This window comes from Ilyomonas limi (assembly GCF_005233845.1).
GTDB classification, from domain to species: domain Bacteria; phylum Bacteroidota; class Bacteroidia; order Chitinophagales; family Chitinophagaceae; genus Ilyomonas; species Ilyomonas limi.
The window spans coordinates 227,738-246,503 of record NZ_SZQL01000007.1 but is presented as its reverse complement, the minus strand read 5'-3'; the positions used below and the strand labels follow the sequence as shown (position 1 = coordinate 246,503).

15 protein-coding genes are annotated in these 18,766 nt (G+C 41.9%); 7 read left to right on the top strand and 8 right to left on the bottom strand.

Features of this window, described 5'->3' with window-relative positions; all coding sequences use genetic code 11:
• Nucleotides 1-35: 35 nt before the first annotated feature.
• The 5 genes from FC093_RS11090 to metG all read right to left on the bottom strand — a co-directional run bounded on the left by FC093_RS11090 (nt 36) and on the right by metG (nt 9,443).
• Nucleotides 36-3,665 carry an efflux RND transporter permease subunit gene (locus FC093_RS11090; RefSeq protein ID WP_137261841.1) on the bottom strand — a complete coding sequence of 1,210 codons (3,630 nt, stop codon included), beginning with the start codon at nt 3,663-3,665 and terminating at the stop codon, nt 36-38.
• Between the two features lie 117 nt (nt 3,666-3,782).
• A complete protein-coding gene (locus FC093_RS11085) occupies nt 3,783-4,937 on the bottom strand; it encodes an efflux RND transporter periplasmic adaptor subunit (protein WP_137261840.1) in 1,155 nt (384 codons plus the stop codon).
• Nucleotides 4,938-4,975: 38 nt separating this feature from the next.
• Nucleotides 4,976-6,367 (bottom strand): TolC family protein, encoded by a 1,392-nt coding sequence (locus tag FC093_RS11080; RefSeq protein ID WP_170971061.1) that lies wholly within the window; start codon nt 6,365-6,367, stop codon nt 4,976-4,978.
• Between the two features lie 7 nt (nt 6,368-6,374).
• Nucleotides 6,375-6,974 carry a TetR/AcrR family transcriptional regulator gene (locus FC093_RS11075; protein WP_170971060.1) on the bottom strand — a complete coding sequence of 200 codons (600 nt, stop codon included), beginning with the start codon at nt 6,972-6,974 and terminating at the stop codon, nt 6,375-6,377.
• Nucleotides 6,975-7,235: 261 nt separating this feature from the next.
• Nucleotides 7,236-9,443, bottom strand: a complete 2,208-nt coding sequence (gene metG / locus FC093_RS11070) for a methionine--tRNA ligase (protein ID WP_137261837.1) — start codon at nt 9,441-9,443, stop codon at nt 7,236-7,238.
• A gap of 616 nt (nt 9,444-10,059) precedes the next feature.
• Here metG and FC093_RS11065 point away from each other — a divergent pair.
• From FC093_RS11065 to FC093_RS11045, 5 genes are all read left to right on the top strand, one after another.
• Nucleotides 10,060-10,932 (top strand): MotA/TolQ/ExbB proton channel family protein, encoded by an 873-nt coding sequence (locus FC093_RS11065; RefSeq protein ID WP_137261836.1) that lies wholly within the window; start codon nt 10,060-10,062, stop codon nt 10,930-10,932.
• A gap of 67 nt (nt 10,933-10,999) precedes the next feature.
• Nucleotides 11,000-11,656, top strand: coding sequence for an ExbD/TolR family protein (locus FC093_RS11060; protein ID WP_137261835.1), 657 nt, complete (start codon nt 11,000-11,002; stop codon nt 11,654-11,656).
• Nucleotides 11,657-11,682: 26 nt separating this feature from the next.
• Nucleotides 11,683-12,243, top strand: a complete 561-nt coding sequence (locus tag FC093_RS11055) for an ExbD/TolR family protein (protein WP_137261834.1) — start codon at nt 11,683-11,685, stop codon at nt 12,241-12,243.
• Between the two features lie 49 nt (nt 12,244-12,292).
• Nucleotides 12,293-13,120: an energy transducer TonB gene (locus FC093_RS11050; protein WP_137261833.1), complete on the top strand. Its 828-nt coding sequence runs from the start codon at nt 12,293-12,295 to the stop codon at nt 13,118-13,120.
• 180 nt (nt 13,121-13,300) lie between these two features.
• The gene (locus FC093_RS11045; protein WP_137261832.1) at nt 13,301-14,125 is read left to right on the top strand and encodes an energy transducer TonB; all 825 of its coding nucleotides are present in this window, start codon (nt 13,301-13,303) and stop codon (nt 14,123-14,125) included.
• A 43-nt stretch (nt 14,126-14,168) separates the two neighbouring features.
• Here FC093_RS11045 and umuD read toward each other — a convergent pair whose 3' ends face one another.
• The 3 genes from umuD to FC093_RS11030 form a co-directional block, all read right to left on the bottom strand.
• The gene (umuD, locus tag FC093_RS11040) at nt 14,169-14,603 is read right to left on the bottom strand and encodes a translesion error-prone DNA polymerase V autoproteolytic subunit (RefSeq protein ID WP_137261831.1); all 435 of its coding nucleotides are present in this window, start codon (nt 14,601-14,603) and stop codon (nt 14,169-14,171) included.
• A 274-nt stretch (nt 14,604-14,877) separates the two neighbouring features.
• Complete coding sequence (locus tag FC093_RS11035; RefSeq protein WP_137261830.1) at nt 14,878-15,936, bottom strand: NAD(P)/FAD-dependent oxidoreductase; 1,059 nt, start codon at nt 15,934-15,936, stop codon at nt 14,878-14,880.
• Between the two features lie 141 nt (nt 15,937-16,077).
• Nucleotides 16,078-16,842 (bottom strand): oxygenase MpaB family protein, encoded by a 765-nt coding sequence (locus FC093_RS11030; RefSeq protein WP_137261829.1) that lies wholly within the window; start codon nt 16,840-16,842, stop codon nt 16,078-16,080.
• A gap of 289 nt (nt 16,843-17,131) precedes the next feature.
• Between FC093_RS11030 and FC093_RS11025 the strand changes: the two genes are divergently transcribed.
• A complete protein-coding gene (locus FC093_RS11025; RefSeq protein ID WP_137261828.1) occupies nt 17,132-17,620 on the top strand; it encodes an RNA polymerase sigma factor in 489 nt (162 codons plus the stop codon).
• Nucleotides 17,621-17,643: 23 nt separating this feature from the next.
• Nucleotides 17,644-18,720, top strand: a complete 1,077-nt coding sequence (locus FC093_RS11020) for an anti-sigma factor (RefSeq protein WP_137261827.1) — start codon at nt 17,644-17,646, stop codon at nt 18,718-18,720.
• Nucleotides 18,721-18,766: the final 46 nt, after the last annotated feature.

The following is an 18,766-nucleotide window of genomic DNA, read 5'->3' as shown; positions in this document are numbered from 1 at the left end:
TTATATTCTTCCTATTAAGAAGAATAGGAGTGAGGCTAAAACCAACTACCATAAAACGCTTCATTCGTAGTTTTGGGTGAAAGCCGCATTTTACGCCGGCTTACCTGTATGCTATGCCTGATAAGCGTTGCAGGCACTAAGAGCAGCAGGAATATAATGGTAAGCGGCGGAATGCCCATGAAAGAAATCCATTTGCCACCATACATCTGGCGCATCGGGCGTTTGAGGCGCTCGGAAATAAGATACATACTGGGCACAATAAAGAGCGTCATAAAAAAGGCAAACATTACCCCGAAAATGATTGTCCACGACAATGGCTTCCAGAAGGCCGCATTATCACCACCAAGGAAAATATGCGGGTTGAGTTCGGAGAACATAGAGATAAAGTTGATGTTGAACCCAATGGCTAATGGTATCAAGCCTAAGATAACTGCCAGTGCAGTGAGCAACACCGGAACAATACGCGTTTTGCCGGCTTGTATCGCCGCTTCGCGTGTGCGTAAACCACGTGCACGCAGCTCTTCGGTAAACTCAATCACAAGGATGCCATTTTTAATAACAATACCTGCCAAACCTACAATACCAAGGCTTGTCATGATGCCCGAAACCGTCATACCGGTAAGCACGTAGCCGATGAACACACCAATGATACTAAAGATAATTTCGGATAAAATGATTACCGATTTGCTGATAGAATTGAATTGCAATACCAATACAAACAGAATCAAACCGAAAGCAATTAAGAACGCTTTACCAAGGAACGAAACGGTTTCGGCCTGTTGCTCGCCTTCCCCGGTTTGCTTAATGGTTACATCATCCGGCTTTTCTTTAAAGTTAGCTAAATGTTGCGCTATCACCTGATTAACACCCGGAGGCGTATAACCACTCAGTACGTTGGAAACAAGTGCTATTTGTCGCTTCTGATTTTTACGTTTTACACTGCCCAGCGTACTGGTAAGGTCTACCTTTACCAAATTGCTGATGGGTATGCTTTTGAAACCGCCAGTTGCCATATCCCTGAAATAAATGGGCATGTTCAGTAACTCAACCAGGTTGTGGCGCTGCAACTCGTTGTTGCGGAGTTGTATCTTGTATTCGTCTTTACCTTCTTTTATTTTAGACACTTCGCGGCCAAACAATGCAGTACGTATTTCCTGCCCGATTTGTGCCGAAGAAACGCCTTCTATCAACGCACGCTGGCGGTCAACGGTAAGTGTAATTTCGGGATTGGTGAGGTCCACATTCATCTTTAATTCTTCCACACCAGGCACCTGTATAGAATCGAGATAGTTCTTTAAAGCAGAAGCTGTTCTAATTAAATCATCAAAGTCTTCGCTCGCCACTTCTATGTTAACGGGCGGATCGGTAGGCGGCCCGTTTTGCTCCTGCGATACCGTAATTTCTGCACCGGGAATACCTTTGATCACTTTACGGATAGAATCTAAATATACTGTTGTATTTACCCCATTTCGTTTTTCAAAATCTACAAAAGAAACCTGTATCCGGCTCAGTTCGCCGCGGGTACTTTGGTCGCCGCTCATGGGGTCTGCTGCACCTTTGGCTACGTTGGTAATTACACTTTCTACCACCGGGTTTTGCCTGCCATTTTGCATGCCCAGTACACTGTATACTTTGTTTTCCAACTGGCGGGTGAGCGAGTCTGTATATTCAACGGAGGTGCCCACCGGCAATTTCAGGTAAACATATACCTGGTTGGGATCGGCAGAAGGAAAGAAAACGACCTGGTTGTGACCCGAAGAAACCGAGCCGATGAAGATGAACAGCGAAAGGAAAAACAAAACAACGGTGCCGATAAAAAGCCACACCGGCCGCCAGCCTTTCAATGCCCAGCGCAGTCCATTTTCGTAGTGCCCCATTATCCATGGCAATACCTTGTTCTGGAAATTATGAATAACCTTATCCAATACATAGCGGTTAAGAATAACCAGCAACACAATCAGGAATATTAAATTACCCCAGAAAAACCACATGTTGGTTGCTTCCGGTGCAAGGTCTTTGGAAACGGCAAAGCCAATCACATCAAATAAGGTAGCTATGCCAACTGCCACCCAAAAAGCTTTCTTTTTAAAGATAGCAGACGGCTTTTCTTTATGCTCCCCTTCGGCATGGCTCATAAAGTCAACCGCAAACACCGGATTCATAATAAACGCCACAATCAGGGATGCGGTGAGCGTAAAGATGAGCATCGTAGGCAGGTAAATCATGAATTTACCAATGATGCCTGGCCAAAACAATAGCGGGAAGAACGGCGCCAACGTGGTAAGCGTGCCTGCCAGCACTGGTATAAATATTTCACCGGCAGCCATTTGCGCCGAAACGGTTGGATTGAGTTTCCCTTTGCCTTGCGTAAAAATGCGGTGTGTATTTTCTATTACCACAATGGCATCATCTACAATAATGCCTAAACCAAAAAGTAAGGCAAAGAGTACAATAAAATTGAGCGTAGCCGCACTGCCGGTAATGAGCTCCGCCGCAGGCAAAAACACAAACGCCACAAACATACTCAGCGGTACCGAAAGCGCTACGAAAAAGGCATTCACCACCCCCATGAAAAACATGAGAATGATTAATACGAGTATGAAGCCAATAACAATAGAATTAACTAAATCGTTGAAAGACGTTTTTGTTTTGGTGCTTAAATCTCCGGTTACAGTTACCGAGAGATCTTTAGGCCAGCCAGCTTTCATTTCTTCTACCGCCTGGTGCACTTTTTCCGATGTTTCAATCAGGTTTTCGCCGCTGCGTTTAATGATGTTGAGCGTAATTACGTTTTTACCATTCAGTCGTGCATAGCTGTCGCGCTCTTTGGTCGTGTCTTTAATAGTGGCAATATCTTTCAGGTAAATGGGGTCGCCTTTGCCATTGCGTACCACCACCGTGCTGATGTCTTCGGCTGTGTGAAACTGACCTTTTAATTGCAGGTTGCGTTTCATGTCGCCCACATCCAACTGACCGCCGGAAATATCCATGTTTTCGTAAGCAACGGCATTGGCAATATCATTAAATGTAATACCCGCACTTTGCATACGATAGTTATCTACGTTTATCTGAAACTCTCTTTCGGGTGCACCTACTTCATCTACACGGTTGATTTCTGCTAAATCTTCCAGCCGGTCCTGCATGTCATCGGCAAACTTCTTCAAATGTTGCTGGTCGTAGTTACCGCTGATGTTTACATACATGGATGGAAAATCGCTTGCACTGATTTCCAATGCTGTAGGTTCCTGCGTCAAATCGGTTGGTAAATCCTGCTTGGCTTTGTCTATCGCATCTTTTACTTTTTGCAGGGCTATTTCAATTTTTACATCAGTATCAAACTCTATAATAATAGCCGAATAATCCTGCTGCGAGGTGCTGGTAAACTTGGTAATTTTGGCACCGGTAATGCCTTTAATTTGCTTTTCTATCGGGCGCGTTACCAGGTTTTCCATGTCTTTGGGCGAGTTGCCCACATAAATGGTTTGCACATAAATTTGAGGAAACACCACATCGGGAAATTGCTCTTTGGGCGTGCTCACAAACGTATAAATACCCACCAGGCTTAAGAAAACGATGATAAGGTAAATGGCTGTTTTGTTGGTGACACTCCATGTGGTTGGGCGGAAGTGCTTAAAATTCTCACCTATATTTTTTATGGTGCTCATACAATCTGTTGTATTAATGATTTTTAACTGATCAGTTTAAAGCTTACATACCTTGCTGAACAGAATATAAAATGCTCAAATGTTCTGTTTTAGTGAGCGAATGATACATTGGGCTTATCATGCCTTCGTTGTAATCAACTGTCCATCATACAAGCCTTGATAACCCTGCGTGATAATCTGATCGCCGGGTTGCAGACCGCTGGTGATTTCCAGTGTATCATCATACATTTTTCCCATGGCTACGGTGCGCTTGCGGGCTATCAGTTTGCCGTTTTCGTTTACTGCTACCAGCACAAATTTCCCTTCCTCATCGGTTTGCAACGTATTTACTGGTACTGTTATCGCACCCTTATTTGAATAATCCTGGATTTGCACCACTGCTATCTGATTAGGGTGAAAACTATTATCAGAAGGCAAGTGTGCTTCAATGTAAAACGACCTGGAATTGGGATCAATTACTTTACCCGTGAGCGACACTTTGGCGTTGATTGTTTTATTAATGTCGGGGAAAGAAATGCGGATGTTAGAGCCTTCTTTTACCTGACCTAAATAATTCTCCGGAACATTAGCCGTTACTTTCAAATTGCTGATATTCACAATCTGAATGCCTGCTATGGTGGCGGTTTGCGGGCTAAAGGTTTCGCCTACTTTTATGTTTACTGTTTCGGCAACGCCACTCATGGGCGCATACACATTGTACTGCCCAAGCTGCACATTTATGGCATTAATTTGCTTTTGCAAGCCTTCTACGGTAGCTCTTGCATTGGTAAGTTCTACTTCGGTGCCAATGCCTTGCTGCCACAGTGTTTGCCTGCGGCGGAGAATATCTTCGGCATTATTCAACTGCACCTGCAACGGGCCTAACTGTGTAGTGGCAGCCTCATTGTTCAGCTTCATCAGCAATTGCCCCTTTTTTACATAATCACCTTGCTTTACATAAATGGCTTGCACCTGCCCGCCCTGGTTTTGTGGTGTTACATAAGCTATATTCTCCGCATCTACTTTGCCTTGCAGGTCTATGTAGTGCGTAAAAGTATCGGGCTGTACCGTTGTAATCGCAACAAGTTTAGCTTTTGCCTCCTGCGCAGCAGATGGATCAAGCTTTGCAATGTCTGCCTGCAACTTTGCGATGTCTTCGTTTAGTTTTATTTGTTGCGCTTTTAAATCTTCCAGCTTTTTCTTCTTTCCCTGCAGCGTATTGTCTCCGTTATTGCCGCATGCTGCCAATAAAACAACAGCAAAAAGTGCTACAATAGTTATAATCTTGTGCATATCTAATTTATTATTTGTGATGGGTTAAAAAGGTTAGTTTATGGTAATTTACCTATTGCTTTCTGATAGCTGATTTTAGCTACGATGGCGTTGTATAAAGCATTGAAATAATTAGCTTCAGCAGTTTGAAACTCTGTATCGGCCTGCAATACTTCGAAGCTACTGCCAAGCCCTTGCTCAAATTTTATTTTGGTAGTATTATATACTTTTTGCGCCAGCTCGCGGTTGCGCTCCTGCATATCGAGCTGAAGCAATGAATTGGTAAAGGATTCTTTGGTTGCCAGCACTTCGAGGTCTATGCCCTGTTTTACCTGCTCGTAGGTATTATTTAGTTTTTGAAGGCGCAGCTGTGCCTGCCGTATGTTGGCGCGTTTTTGAAAACCATCAAAAATGGGTATGCTCACATTTAAGCCCACGTAAGAAGTTTTGAGCCAAACCGTAGTAGGATCGGTAATAAATTTATTACCCATACTGTTTATTGCATAGCTGGCTTGTGCAGCTACTGAAGGCAGGTATTGCAGTTTGTATCGCCGTACATCCAGCTGGCTCAGTTTTTTACTGTAATCAAGCGTGCGGATAATAGGACGGTCACTGTAATTTACACTGTCATTTAGTACGTCTTTTTTTACTTCTTCTATACTTAAAGAATCTTTTAGTACAACCGTGTCTTGTTGCGAAACACCTATCGAAAACTTAAGCGCTGCATACGATAAAGTAAGACCGGTTTGCACCACGCTGGCAGTTGTTTTGAGGTTGGTCAATTGCACCTGCACTTTATCCAAATCCAGCTTTTCGGCAAAGCCGTTTGCATACAAGGCGCTGTCATCATGGTACAGTTTTTCTAAGCGTTTAATGCTTTCATTTAAAAAATACAATTGCTTACCGGCAACGAGTATGGCATAATACTTTTTGTAGGCCGAATCCTTTACCTGTTCTTTTACCTGTTCAATATTGGATTGTGCATACTGCAGCGATGCTTTGCGTGCCTGCAGGCCTACAAACACATCGGGCTGAAACAGCAACTGCGAAAGTGTTGCGCCGAATGTACTGTTCCAGGGTTGATAAAAAGAAAGCGCCTGCAATTTGGGTGTTGGTATTTGTGTGCCATCGGGTAGTAAATGTTCTTTAATCAGTACATCATAAATACCAGCCTGCGATGCATCGGGAAATAAAATTTTGGGCGTTTGAATGTAATATTGCACACCGGCGCTGCCGCTTAGTTGTGGGTATAGCTGTCCTTCAATACCTTTGTTTTGCTCTTCCTGAATGCGGTAGTCAAGCTGCGCATTTTTTACATCAGCCAGGTTGTTGAAAGCCATATCAACTGCCTGCTGCACCGTGAGTTCGTATTTTTTTTGTGCATGACTGCCAATGGATATACCAAGCAGCCATAATAAGCATAAATATTTCGTCAGTTTTACAATACGCATAATTAAGTTATGGTTTAGATTTTTGTCGTTGTGAGTTATATTTCTGAATGAGTTTGATGCCTTTTGCGGTAGCAATACCATATAGATAATGCATTATAATTTCCTGCTCTACTTCTACCAGTTTGTATTTGCCCGGAGGAAACATTTCAATGTTCATCGAAAGCATAACCGTACCCAGCCGCATACGGGTGATGATATCTACGTTTAAATCTGCCCTGAACAATTCTTCCTGTATGCCACGCTTCAGGTTTTCGGATACGACGTTGTACAAAAATTCATACTTATAGGCTTTGAACTTTTTATACGTATCCGGATAATATTTTTCCAGATCAAACAGTATAGAGGCATTCAGTGCCTTCAGCATGGCGTCCGTCATGTCCATTGCTAAAAAAATTTCGTGCACTGCGTTTTCTGCCTCCTGCCTGTCGTGCAGGCAATGCTGCTTGCTTTCGTTCATGTAAGCAGTAAACACTTCGAGTACCAGTTCATCCTTATCGGCAAAGGAGAGATAAATGGTTTTTTTGGAAATGCCCAACTGGTTGGCTATTTCATCCATGGTCACACTCTTAATCCCATAGCGGCAAAACAGCTCTTCCGCTTTCGTCAATATTCTTTCTTTCATTTCCATCGCGCCGCAAAACTATGGAAACTATTTTCGTTATCAAAGTTTCCGCTTTGTTTTAATCAGTTTTTTATATGAACGGTAGATGGCTGCTTTTGATAAAATGAAATGGATACTTGTTCAGCAATTTATTGATTACAATAAAATTGTAAGGAATGATAATAGAGGAAGTGCAGGCATAAAAAAGCCGCGGTTGTTTACCGCGGCTTTCTAAAGAACAGGTATTGTTATTTATGATAATATGTACTATGATACACGGCTGCCCGCTTCTATCAATGTGTCGGGGCTCACAAAGTGCAGCTTGCCGGTGTTGTCTTCTGCCATCAGTATCATACCGTTGCTCTCTATACCACGCATTTTACGCGGTGCGAGGTTTGCCACAACAGTTACCTGCCTGCCTATAATTTCTTCTGGCTTAAAATATAAAGCTATGCCCGATAAAATCGTACGCGTTTCGTAGCCAAGGTCAATCTGCAGCTTTAGCAGCTTGTCGGCTTTTTCTACTTTTTCGGCAGCGGTAATAATGCCGGTGCGCAGTTCTATTTTTGCAAAATCATCAATGGTTATTTGCGACTTGCCGTTGCTTTCTAATGCTGGAGTAGCAGTATCCTGTGGCTTATTACCTGATTCTTGCACCTTGTTACTTGCTTCTTGTACCTTGCTGCTGCCTGTTTCCTGTATTTTAGCCGCAATTGCCTGTTGTTCCGCACTGCTTTGGCTCGCTTTCTCCAGCTTTTGCACCTGTGCTTTTACTTCTTCATCCTCTATTTTTCTAAACAGCAATTCCGGCGCTTTCAATGTATAGCCCACGCTTAGCAATTTCAATCTGCCGCCATTTTTCCACTCCAGCATTTTATCTACTACTTTCATCATCTTGCACAACTTTTTAGCTGTAAACGGCAAAAACGGATTAATGAAAATGGCAAGGTTAGCCGTAAGCTGCAGGCAGAGGTGAATGCAATTATCTATTTGTTTTTGATTATCAGCGCTGATGGGTTCTTCTTTATTTGCCGGTACCTTTTTCCAGGGTTCCTTTTCCTGCATGTATTTATTGCCTTTGCGGGCAAGGTCCATTACTACAGATAAAGCTTCCTTAAACTTAAATTCTTCCAGTAGATTTTCTACTTTCAGTTTCGTTCCCTCTATCTCATTAATGATGACATTGTCCACTGCGTCGAGTACCGTAGCATGTAGTGGCGGCACTTTGCCATTGCACAGCTTGTGCATGAGCACAAACGTACGGTTTACAAAATTGCCCAATATGCTTACGAGTTCATTATTATTGGCGTCCTGAAAGCCTTTCCATGTAAACTCACTGTCCTTTGTTTCGGGCATAATGGTGGTTAAATAATAACGCAGCACATCCGCCATTTGCGGACCACCATTTTCCTTACGAACAAAGTCATTAATATAATCCTGCATTTCCAGCTTCCAGTTGCGGCTGGTGCTCATCTTATCGCCTTCGAGGTTCATAAACTCGTTGGCAGGCACATTCGCTGGCAGAATATTGCCATGCAGCTTTAACATTACCGGGAATATAATGCAATGGAATACAATATTGTCTTTACCTATAAAATGTACCAGTTTGGTTTCGTCACTATACCAGTAAGGCTTCCAGTCTTTGTTGCAATTGATAGCCCATTGTTTGGTAGCACTTATGTAGCCAATCGGTGCATCAAACCATACATATAATACTTTGCCTTGTGCATCGGCCAGCGGCACTTTTATGCCCCAGTCCAGGTCGCGCGTGATGGCGCGTGGCTGCAGGCCACCATCGAGCCAGCTTTTGCATTGACCTAATACATTATTGCGCCAGTCGTCTTTATGCTCGCCCAGTATCCATTTGCGCAGCCAGGCTTCGTGTTTATCCAGCGGGAGATACCATTGTTTGGTAAGCCTTTTTACCGGCGGTTTGCCGCTCAGGGTGCTCACCGGGTCTATTAGCATTTCGGGCGATAAAGAAATACCGCACCTTTCGCATTGATCGCCAAAAGCGTTGGGAAAACCACAGTTGGGGCAGGTACCTTTTATATACCGGTCTGCCAAAAAAGTCTGGGCTTCTTCATCGTAATACTGCTCGGTTTCCTTTACTTCAAAATCGCCGCGACTATTTAAATAAGTAAAAAACTCCTGTGCTGTTTCGTGGTGCAGCGGGTCGCTGGTGCGGGCATAGATATCGAAAGCAATACCCAGGTCTTCAAAATTCTCTTTGATGATAGGGTGATATTTGTCTATAATAGCCTGCGGTGTGGTGCTTTCTTTTGCTGCTTGTATAGGAATAGCGGTGCCATGCTCATCGCTGCCACACACAAAAACCACATCTTTTTTTTGTACTCTTAAGTAACGAACATAAATATCGGCCGGCAGATAAGCACCGGCAAGATGCCCAATATGCTTTAGTCCGTTGGCATAAGGCAGTGCTGCTGTTATCAGGTATCTCGAAGGTTTTTTCATCGTGCTGTATATCGTCTTTTATATCTTGCGCTTATGGCTAAAGCTACCAGATTGTTAGGTTTTGTATAGGCTACACAAATGTTCAGCAGTGTGTGATATACTATTGTTGCTCAAATGTGTACAATGTCTGCAAAAATAAGTAAACGCATTACAGCAATAAGTATTTACAAGTATGGATTTGCCAATAATTTTAAAATTCGGGAGAGATTAGCATTACAATTGCAGTAAAAAAGACGTAACATGTAAACATTTTTTTGAACTGCTGTTTGTAACAACGCTTAACTTTGTTATGGAATAAATGTAAAGTTGGTTTGAAGTAGAAATTCCGGTCGGTAGCTAACTAATGTTTGCGGTATATATATGCTGAACAGGAATAAAAGGTTACAAACGAGTGTTTTGCCAAATACTATAAAATAAGAATGACGTTATAAGAAAAACTAAATTATTACCCTATTAAATAAAATTCTTATTTGCTGCTTTATATAAAATCTCTATTTTGTGGGCTGAAAAAATAATGCATAAAAACTTGTTATTGTTAAAACGATTTCATTAGAATTGCCAAATCATTAATCATTTTCAAATAGCTTTTTAAAAAACCTCAAAAATCAATTGTAACATGGCTGAGATTAAACCTACTGCTACAACAACAGCAGCACCAAGAACAACCACTACCTCTGTTCAACCAAAAAAAACCTCAAATGCTATCTCCTGGATTGCCCCGGTATTATGTATCGTTCTGGGATATTGTATCTGGCGTTTTTTAATTGGGGCCGACTCCAATTTTACCAATCCTGACCCGGCTGGTGGCTTTTGGCCAAGTCATCAGGGTCCAAAAGGTGTTTTTTCGCGTATGTATCAGGGGGGTATCATTGTACCTGTATTAATAGGCTGTTTTTTAATAGTAATTACTTTCGTTGTGGAAAGATTGCTTACCATTACAAAAGCATCCGGTAAAGGAAACATTGCCGAGTTTGTGCGCAAAGTACAGTTTCACCTTGCTAACCGCGATGTGGACAAAGCTGTTGCTGAATGCGACCGTCAAAGAGGCTCTGTGGGCAATGTAATGAAAGCAGGTCTGCGCAAGTACAAAGAAATGATTAGCAATACCGAGTTGGACACCGAACAAAAGGTCTTAAACATACAGAAAGAAGTAGAAGAAGCAACTGCCCTGGAACTGCCTATGCTGGAAAAGAATTTAGTGTTTCTTTCTACCCTGGCATCCGTATCTACCTTACTTGGCTTGCTGGGTACAGTAATGGGTATGATACGCTCCTTCAGTGCCTTGGGCGAATCCGGCGGTGCAGAAGCTTCTTCCAAGCTGTCTGAAGGTATTTCTGAAGCCTTGTACAACACAGCATTGGGTATTGGTACTTCTGCCATTGCTATTATTATGTACAACGTATTTACTACAAGAATTGACGCTATTACTTACGGTATTGACGAAAGTGGCTTTACGCTAACTCAAAGCTTTGCTGCAAACTATAAATAATTTGCAGTTCCTTTTATGGAATAATATGCTTTTTGCATCTATAGTTGTAAATACTAAAAATTAAATAATGGCAAGACCGAAAATTGCAAGAAAAAGTACATCGGTAGATATGACCGCGATGTGTGATGTGGCTTTTCTCTTATTATCCTTCTTTATTCTTACAGCCAAGCCGAAGCCTTCTACAGCAGTAACGGTGCAAACGCCAAGTTCTGTCTCCTCAAAGAAAGCGCCGGAGGAAAATATGATTATGGTTACCATCACCAAAGACGGGAAAGTATTTTTAAACGGTGGCGACAATGCAGAGGACAAAGCCAAAATGGAATCTATTATTAATAGTTTAAATCAGGCTAATAATCTGGGGCTTACAGGCGGCGAAATTAAAAAGCTTGTTAACCAGCCTATTATTGGTGTTCCACTGGCTAATCTCAAACAACAGGCTACATTACAGCCGGAGCAGATAAACGAGAAAAGCCTGCCTGGCATACCGGTAAAAGATACCGCCAACAATGAGCTTATCAAGTGGATGCGGGGGGTAGTAGATGTGTACACCGGAGGCAAGGTTAACCTGCTTTTAAAAGGCGATAACCTTGCAAAATACCCGTACTTTAAAAATGTGTTAACTGCATTCAAGAAAAATGATCTGCTGAAGTTTCAGATGGTTACAGAACCTGAAAATGTACCGGAAGGTACTGTGCTGTATAAGCAGGGCGGAGAAGCAGAATAATTTTTAAACTTTTAAAACACAACATCATGGCAGAAATGGATACCTCCGGCGGAGGTGGTCATAAAAAAGGGCCAGGCGTAAAAAAAAGTAAGAAACTTTCTACCAGAGTGGATCTTACACCCATGGTTGACCTCGGTTTTTTGCTTATTACATTCTTTATTTTTACTACCACATTAAGCCAGCCCACAGCGCTTAAGCTTAACCTGCCCAAAGACACAGACAAGCCGGAAGAGCAAACAAAAACAAAAGCTTCGGGTGCACTTACTATTATGCTGGGGAAAGACCGCAATGTCTTTTACTACGAAGGTGAGTTAGCACCAGACGGCTCCAACTTTAAATCTTCTAATTTTAAAGAAATCCGCGATGTAATTCTTTCTAAAAAGCAAAGAACCAATCCTGATGATTTTATGGTGGTGATAAAACCATCTGACGAAAGTACCTACAAAGATTTTGTAGATATTCTCGATGAAATGAAGATTAATGTTGTAGATCGTTATGCATTGGTAGATATATCGGAAGCAGAAAACCAGTTGGTAAGAGCAACTGAGGGCGAAGCTCCGGCTACTACACCTGCAGCCGGCAAATAAGTAAAAAATCACAGAGCGATTAACAGTTTTTGATATAAAAGTCATTGTTATGGACGTAAATAAAATATTAAGTGCCGACTTTCTCGACATTTTATTTGAGGGCAGAAATAAGGAATACGGTGCGTATGAGCTCCGTAAGACTTACAACCGGCGATTCACAATTGCTATTGCAGTAATGATTGGCGTATGTGTGCTTGCCTTTCTATTAAATGTTTTAGCCTCCAACAAAACCGAGAAAGATAATGGACCTATTGTAATTCAGGATGTACAACTGCAGAATGTGCAGGAGGAGAAAAAGCCTGAGCCGCCACCGCCGCCACCACCACCAAAAGTGGAGCCGCCCAAAATTGAAATTAAACAGTTTACTCCACCTAAAATTGTAAAGGATGAGGAAGTAAAAGAACCCCCACCCAAGCAGGAAGAACTGGAAAAGACTACCATTGGTACTATTAATCAGGAAGGTGTTCAAACCGATGTGATAGCGCCGCCTGTGGAAGAAAAAGGTACAGGGGTAGTAGAAGCACCTAAAGTAACCGAAGATTATGATAAGGAATTTAAAACGGTGCAGATACAAGCTAAGTTTCCGGGTGGTCCGGATGCGTGGATGAAATACCTGCAACGCAACCTTCAAAGTGATGTACCTACCGAAAACGGTGCTCCTACTGGCTCTTACACGGTTGTAGTTTCGTTCCTTGTGGATAAAGATGGCAATATTTCGGAAGTAAAAGCAGAAAACGATCCTGGTTATGGCACTGCTGGCGAGGCAGTACGCGTAATCAGCCGCGGTCCAAAATGGATTCCTGCTGTACAAAACGGGCGTAATGTTATTTACCGCCAAAAGCAGGCTATCACCTTCAGGGTAGAAGAAGGACAGTAAACACTATTGAAGTATTATACTATAAATCTCCGGCTATTACAGCCGGAGATTTTTTTGCTTTTATATGCAATTATTTGTATGAATAATTGTTTACTTTTCATAGATATTAATGTAAAAATTATTATTTAAAAAGATATGGAAAACTATTGCTGAAGCATCTTATTAATAAATTCTTCAGCTATGGAAACGAATCAAATTCTACGGGCAGATGTGCTCGACATTATCTTCGAGGGCAGAAACAAAATGTATGGCGCTTACGAGCTTCGCAAGTCATACAACAAGCGGTTAAAGTCCTCCATTTTAGTAATGATAGGCTGCTGCCTGTTTGCTTTTTTAGCTGCATTTACAGGTAAAAAAGAAAATCATCATTCAGCTACGCTTATAGTAGATGGTGATGTCACTTTGCAAACAGAGCCTCAGCAGCCGCTAGTTCCACCTCCACCACCACCGCCTCCTCCTCCATCACAACCAAAGCCAATTGCGAGTATTAAGTTTACCACCCCCGTGCTTACAAATGAAAATATAGAAACACCACCGCCGGCGCAAATTGATATGGATAATATTGCTATTGGAAAAATTGATAATCCAAACGGAGAACATACCGACATGATAGCGCCACCTGTGGAAGAAAAAGGGATAGGGAATGTCGTTGCTCCACAGGTGGATGATCTTAAGAATGAAGTGTTTTTTGTACAAAAGGAAGCTCAGTTTCCCGGAGGTGCAAATGCCTGGATAAAATATTTAGAGCGCACTTTGCGCGTTGATTTGCCTGCCGAAAATGGTGCACCCGCCGGCACCTACAGTGTAGTAGTATCGTTTTTAGTAGATAAGGATGGCAATGTGTCGGAAGTGCAGGCACTGAACAACCCGGGCTATGGCACGGCCGATGAAGCAGTAAGAGCTATAAAAAAGGGACCTCAGTGGATACCTGCCGTGCAAAACGGGCGCAACGTAATTTACCGCCAAAAGCAAACAATCACTTTCAGGGTAGAAGAAGCACAATAATTTCAAACGAATGTCTCCGGTTAACACGCCGGAGACATTCGTTTTAGTTAACTGTATGAATAACATAGGTAACTACGCCCCAGGTACGAAAATTAGTGAGTTCACTTATCTCAATAGCGCCGTAGCGTTTGTTTTCGGCAAGTAATGAAGTAGTGTTCATTATCAGCTGATAGCGACGAACTACCAACTCCCCATCTAAGGCTGCTATAATTATCTTCCCGCTTGTTGTAGGCAGGCTGCGATCTACAATAAGTATATCGCCCGGATAAATACCGGCATCAATCATGGCATCGCTGTGCATGCGGAAAAAATAAGTTGCAGGCTTGTTTTTAATGAGCTGTTCATTCAGGTCAATGCCGCGCTCCATATAATCATCGGCAGCTGCGTTGAAGCCGGTAGCTTTTGCAGTAGGGATATCCTGCAACTGAAATTGTTTGGTGCCTTTGTACACGGCACTGCGCAAGGTAATATCATCCATAAAATAGTAGTTGGTTTATGCTAAAAATATTAGCAAATGTAATGCCTTTAATTACTGGTTTATTCAAGCAAAACCGATGTGGAAAACTTTGCGTTGAATAAAAATGGATGGATACAGGAAAACACTGGGCTTAAGCAGGTTAGTTTATACAAAAGCTACAAGCTTCAAGTAATAAGTTGTAAGCTGAAGCCGTGAGCTGCCAGCTTAGAGCTAAGCATACATCATATTATTCATTAGAAAATGGTGTGTACTATAAATTGAAAGTTATAAGGCATCAGCGGCTAAGCACCTGTGTAAAACGTTGCACATTGGCAAGCGGTTCAATAGGCAAACCATCCACCAAATAAGCCGTAAGCTGGTGCGCAAAATAAGGTGCCAGTGAGCAGCCTTTGGTACCCATACCATTTAAAATACCAACGGCAGAATGCACGGGATGCAGACCAACAAATGGCCTGCGCTCTACATTTGCCGGCCGTTCTGCTGCAAAATGATCGGTGAGTGTGTATGGCAGTTTCAACCAATAATCAAGCTGGGCTTCTACTTTGCTTTTAAACGCCGCCGTAGGCTGCACATCGGCATAATTCCAATCGTAAGTAGAGCCAATCCAAAAGACGTCTTTTTCATTCCAGGGAACAATGCTAATGCCCTGCTTGTATATGTTGGTAGCAGGTAAGTTGGGTATATGCGCAATAATTGCATCTCCTTTATTAAGCGCAAAAGGTAAAAGTTGAAAATACGGATTACGGGCGCCGCCAACTCCTTCGCAGCAAAGAATTTTTGAAGCAGTAATATTTTTATACTGCACTTTCTCTTCTGCTATTTCGCATTGTTTCCAATCAAAATAATCTTCCAATAAGGCATTGTGTGCCATTAAATATTGCCGCCAATGCGGTAATAACGTTTGTAAATCTACCAGCCAGCAAGGATTTACTTCTCCAATACCATAATTAAAACGGAAGTATTGCTGCCAATACGCTTTATCACCACGTACGCATAATAAAGAAGCATCTTCTGCTATACGGCTGGCAAAGGCCTCCTGCATTTGCGGCGTGGCATGAAAATCTAATACATTGCACTGCCTGATAAGCGATACGGCAAGCAGATTCCCAATTTCAGTATAAGCACTCCAGCAAAAAGGCAACAGTTCATCTATCAGCCATGTTTTTACGATACGCCTGCCGGTAACCGGATTAATGACGCCGCTGGCAATTTTACTGGCAGTATAGGACTGTGGCGTATCTATCACCAGTACGGTTTTGCCCTGCTGCTGCAAATAATAACTCAAAAAAGTGCCGCTAATGCCTTGCCCGAGAATAATATAATCAACCTGCATACGGCTGCTAAGAAACGCAATATTTTGTTGAGAATAGTCAGTTGTGAATGGACAATTAGGAATAAGGAATTACAAGTATAAAAACACTTTGGACTATTATTCACAATTGACAACCTGTCTGCCAACGGGCAGGTTCACCATTCACAAGTTCGCTGCATCCAATGCTTTTATCTGCGCCTTATAAGCGGGCGGCAGCACCAGGCTCTTTAAGAACCAGTCTAACCTAAACAGGCGGAAAAACTTGTAAATTGCTACAATAGGCGACAACAAGGAAAAGTTCTTCAGGTGCAGTAACTTTTTTACCTGCGGCGGTACTACCAAAGCTTGCCCTTCTTTCAGCAAGAAAAAACGAAATGAGCCCAAATGCTTTTTATATTGATTAAATAAATCTGTAGTGAAGTGACTGTAAGCCAAATGATTGTTTAAATGATCTTCGCGCATGAGGAGCCAGGCCGGTAAGGTTGCAGGCAAATCTTTTACGCCCATGCGTGCGCCCACTCTGTAAAAAGTATCAAATATTTCAGCTTTTTCTTCGTTGGTTAATTTTCGCTGCATTACCTCAAAAGCACGTATTGAATAATCTATCAGCATAAACAATACATCGCGGTATGCCCAATCAGGAATTTTCATTTCGCGCCTGGCTTCTACAGCAGAATGGATGTATGCCATTTTATCTATTACCGCATGTGCTTTTTCTTTCTCCGAAAAAACAATCAGTTTTGCGTACGCCACGGTAGAAAACAGCCTGCCCAATGGGTCGGCTGGCAAGCGTCCGGTAAAATAGAGCCAGTCCACGGCCTTGTTCAGGGCAAACTCGGCAGCGGCTCCCGCAAAAATGAACATAATAATATCGCTGCTGCCCCAAATGGTGCGTACTACAGAATTTTCTTTTACAAAATATTCCATTCTCAAATTAACGAACAACAGCCCAAAATATATTGTTATTTTAGTAAGTAAAACAGCATTACGCCAGCTATCCGCACGTCGTTTCGCCTGTACCAAATACCGCCATTATATACTTGTATTGAATAATTTTGTTTTTTTAAGCTACTGTTGTGTGAGTAAAGGATTACAAAGGAATTATAAAGAACACTTCGTGATTTTAAAGTAAAACCTGAATAAATTTTGAATAAAGCTGTAACAAAAAATGCCATCAAACGTATTATTTTAAAACCTGTACTACCCACACCTGTTTATGACCGACAAAGAATATAATGAATGTGTAAGCCTGTATGCAGATAATGTGTACCGGTTTATTGTAAAAAATCTGCGGCACGAGGAAGATGCAAGAGACGTGGTGCAAACGGCATACGAAAAGCTGTGGCGAAACAGGGATATGGTGGAATATGCTAAAAGTAAATCGTACTTATTTACGGTAGCATACAACCAGATGATTGATCATTTGCGCAAGAACAAACGGGTGGAGTACAAGGAGAGTTTTGGCGGCGATACGCAGGCTACGCATCAACCGGTAAGCAGTGATACAAAAAAAATATTGAATGAGGCATTGAACAGATTGAGCGAAACACAGCGAAGCCTGGTGATGCTGAAGGATTATGAAGGATATAGTTACGAAGAAATAGGAAAGATTATGAGCCTGAACGAAAGCCAGGTGAAGGTGTATCTGCACCGGGCAAGGCTTATATTGAAAAGTTATTTAGTGAGTAAAGAACATGTACTGTAAGAACAATAAAACGAGGTAGCACGATGATTAACTTAAGCAATTACGAAGAATATTTTCTACTGTACATAGATAATGAACTGAGCAAAGAACAATGCGAAGCGGTAGAAACTTTTGTGCTTCAGCACCCGCACCTTGCAGCAGAACTGAATATGTTGCGGGAAGCTAAGTTGCCATTGGAAGATGCCATTGTATATAGTAATAAAAACGCTTTATATAAAACAACAGGCAGCAGTATAAATAGTAGTAATTACGAAGAATATTTTTTACTGCATACCGATAAGGAATTATCTGTAAATGAAGAAGCTGTGGTAGAGCAATTTGTATTGCAGCATCCGCAATTGCAGGAAGCGTTTTTACTGCTGCAGCAGGCAAAGCTTACGCCTGAAGTTATAGCATGTCCTGATAAGCATAGGTTGTATAAGCAACCTGCTAAAAGGATTATTCCGCTGTATATTACAAGAATGGCAGTTGCAGCAGCAATAATGGGTGTGATAATATTGACAGGAAATTATTTGATAAACAACGATCCGCAGCCGCAGGTGGCAGTTAATACGCAGCCTATTCAACATCAACCTGTTGAAAAAAATACAGCATTAGAAAAAGAACCGAATGTGGTTTTGCCCGAAAAGAAAAGCAATGATAATAATATTGTTGTTGCAAAAAATGAAGTAAAGCAAAGTGTAAGTGCGCCGGCGAAATCAACTGTAAACACTGGTAAATCAACTGTATTGCCCGATACGAAACAACAGGAAACGGAACAAATAGTAGTTGCGCAGATTGAACCGCTGCCTATAAAGCAACCTGCACCACCTGCGCCGGAAGAATTGGTTGCAAATAACAGCACCACGCCTAAACAAAAGCAACCAACTGTATTGAAGCCGTTGGAAGAGGTAGATGAAAATGCGGTTACATCAACCGTGGCATATACATCCAACGATTATACAACAACAAAACCCGCTGTGTATAAAGAATTGAATACAGAGGAAGATGACCGGATATTGTATGTAGGTTCGTTGCAGTTGAATAAAAATAAAGTAAATGGTTTATTAAAGAAAGCAACGCACCTGCTGGGCGGCAAAGCAAAAGAACAGAACCTTTAGGAATAGTTGTTGACTGTTATTTTTACAACATTCAACACATACATTG

Bases quoted from the DNA above. Each gene is read 5' to 3' on its own strand.
- FC093_RS11035 (WP_137261830.1), bottom strand. From the start codon at position 15,936: ATGCAGGTTGATTATATTATTCTCGGGCAAGGCATTAGCGGCACTTTT.
- FC093_RS11025 (WP_137261828.1), top strand. From the start codon at position 17,132: ATGACCGACAAAGAATATAATGAATGTGTAAGCCTGTATGCAGATAAT.
- FC093_RS11060 (WP_137261835.1), top strand. From the start codon at position 11,000: ATGGCAAGACCGAAAATTGCAAGAAAAAGTACATCGGTAGATATGACC.
- FC093_RS11050 (WP_137261833.1), top strand. From the start codon at position 12,293: ATGGACGTAAATAAAATATTAAGTGCCGACTTTCTCGACATTTTATTT.
- metG (WP_137261837.1), bottom strand. From the start codon at position 9,443: ATGAAAAAACCTTCGAGATACCTGATAACAGCAGCACTGCCTTATGCC.
- FC093_RS11085 (WP_137261840.1), bottom strand. From the start codon at position 4,937: ATGCACAAGATTATAACTATTGTAGCACTTTTTGCTGTTGTTTTATTG.
- FC093_RS11020 (WP_137261827.1), top strand. From the start codon at position 17,644: ATGATTAACTTAAGCAATTACGAAGAATATTTTCTACTGTACATAGAT.
- FC093_RS11030 (WP_137261829.1), bottom strand. From the start codon at position 16,842: ATGGAATATTTTGTAAAAGAAAATTCTGTAGTACGCACCATTTGGGGC.
- FC093_RS11045 (WP_137261832.1), top strand. From the start codon at position 13,301: ATGGAAACGAATCAAATTCTACGGGCAGATGTGCTCGACATTATCTTC.
- FC093_RS11055 (WP_137261834.1), top strand. From the start codon at position 11,683: ATGGCAGAAATGGATACCTCCGGCGGAGGTGGTCATAAAAAAGGGCCA.
- FC093_RS11065 (WP_137261836.1), top strand. From the start codon at position 10,060: ATGGCTGAGATTAAACCTACTGCTACAACAACAGCAGCACCAAGAACA.
- umuD (WP_137261831.1), bottom strand. From the start codon at position 14,603: ATGGATGATATTACCTTGCGCAGTGCCGTGTACAAAGGCACCAAACAA.
- FC093_RS11090 (WP_137261841.1), bottom strand. From the start codon at position 3,665: ATGAGCACCATAAAAAATATAGGTGAGAATTTTAAGCACTTCCGCCCA.
- FC093_RS11080 (WP_170971061.1), bottom strand. From the start codon at position 6,367: ATGCGTATTGTAAAACTGACGAAATATTTATGCTTATTATGGCTGCTT.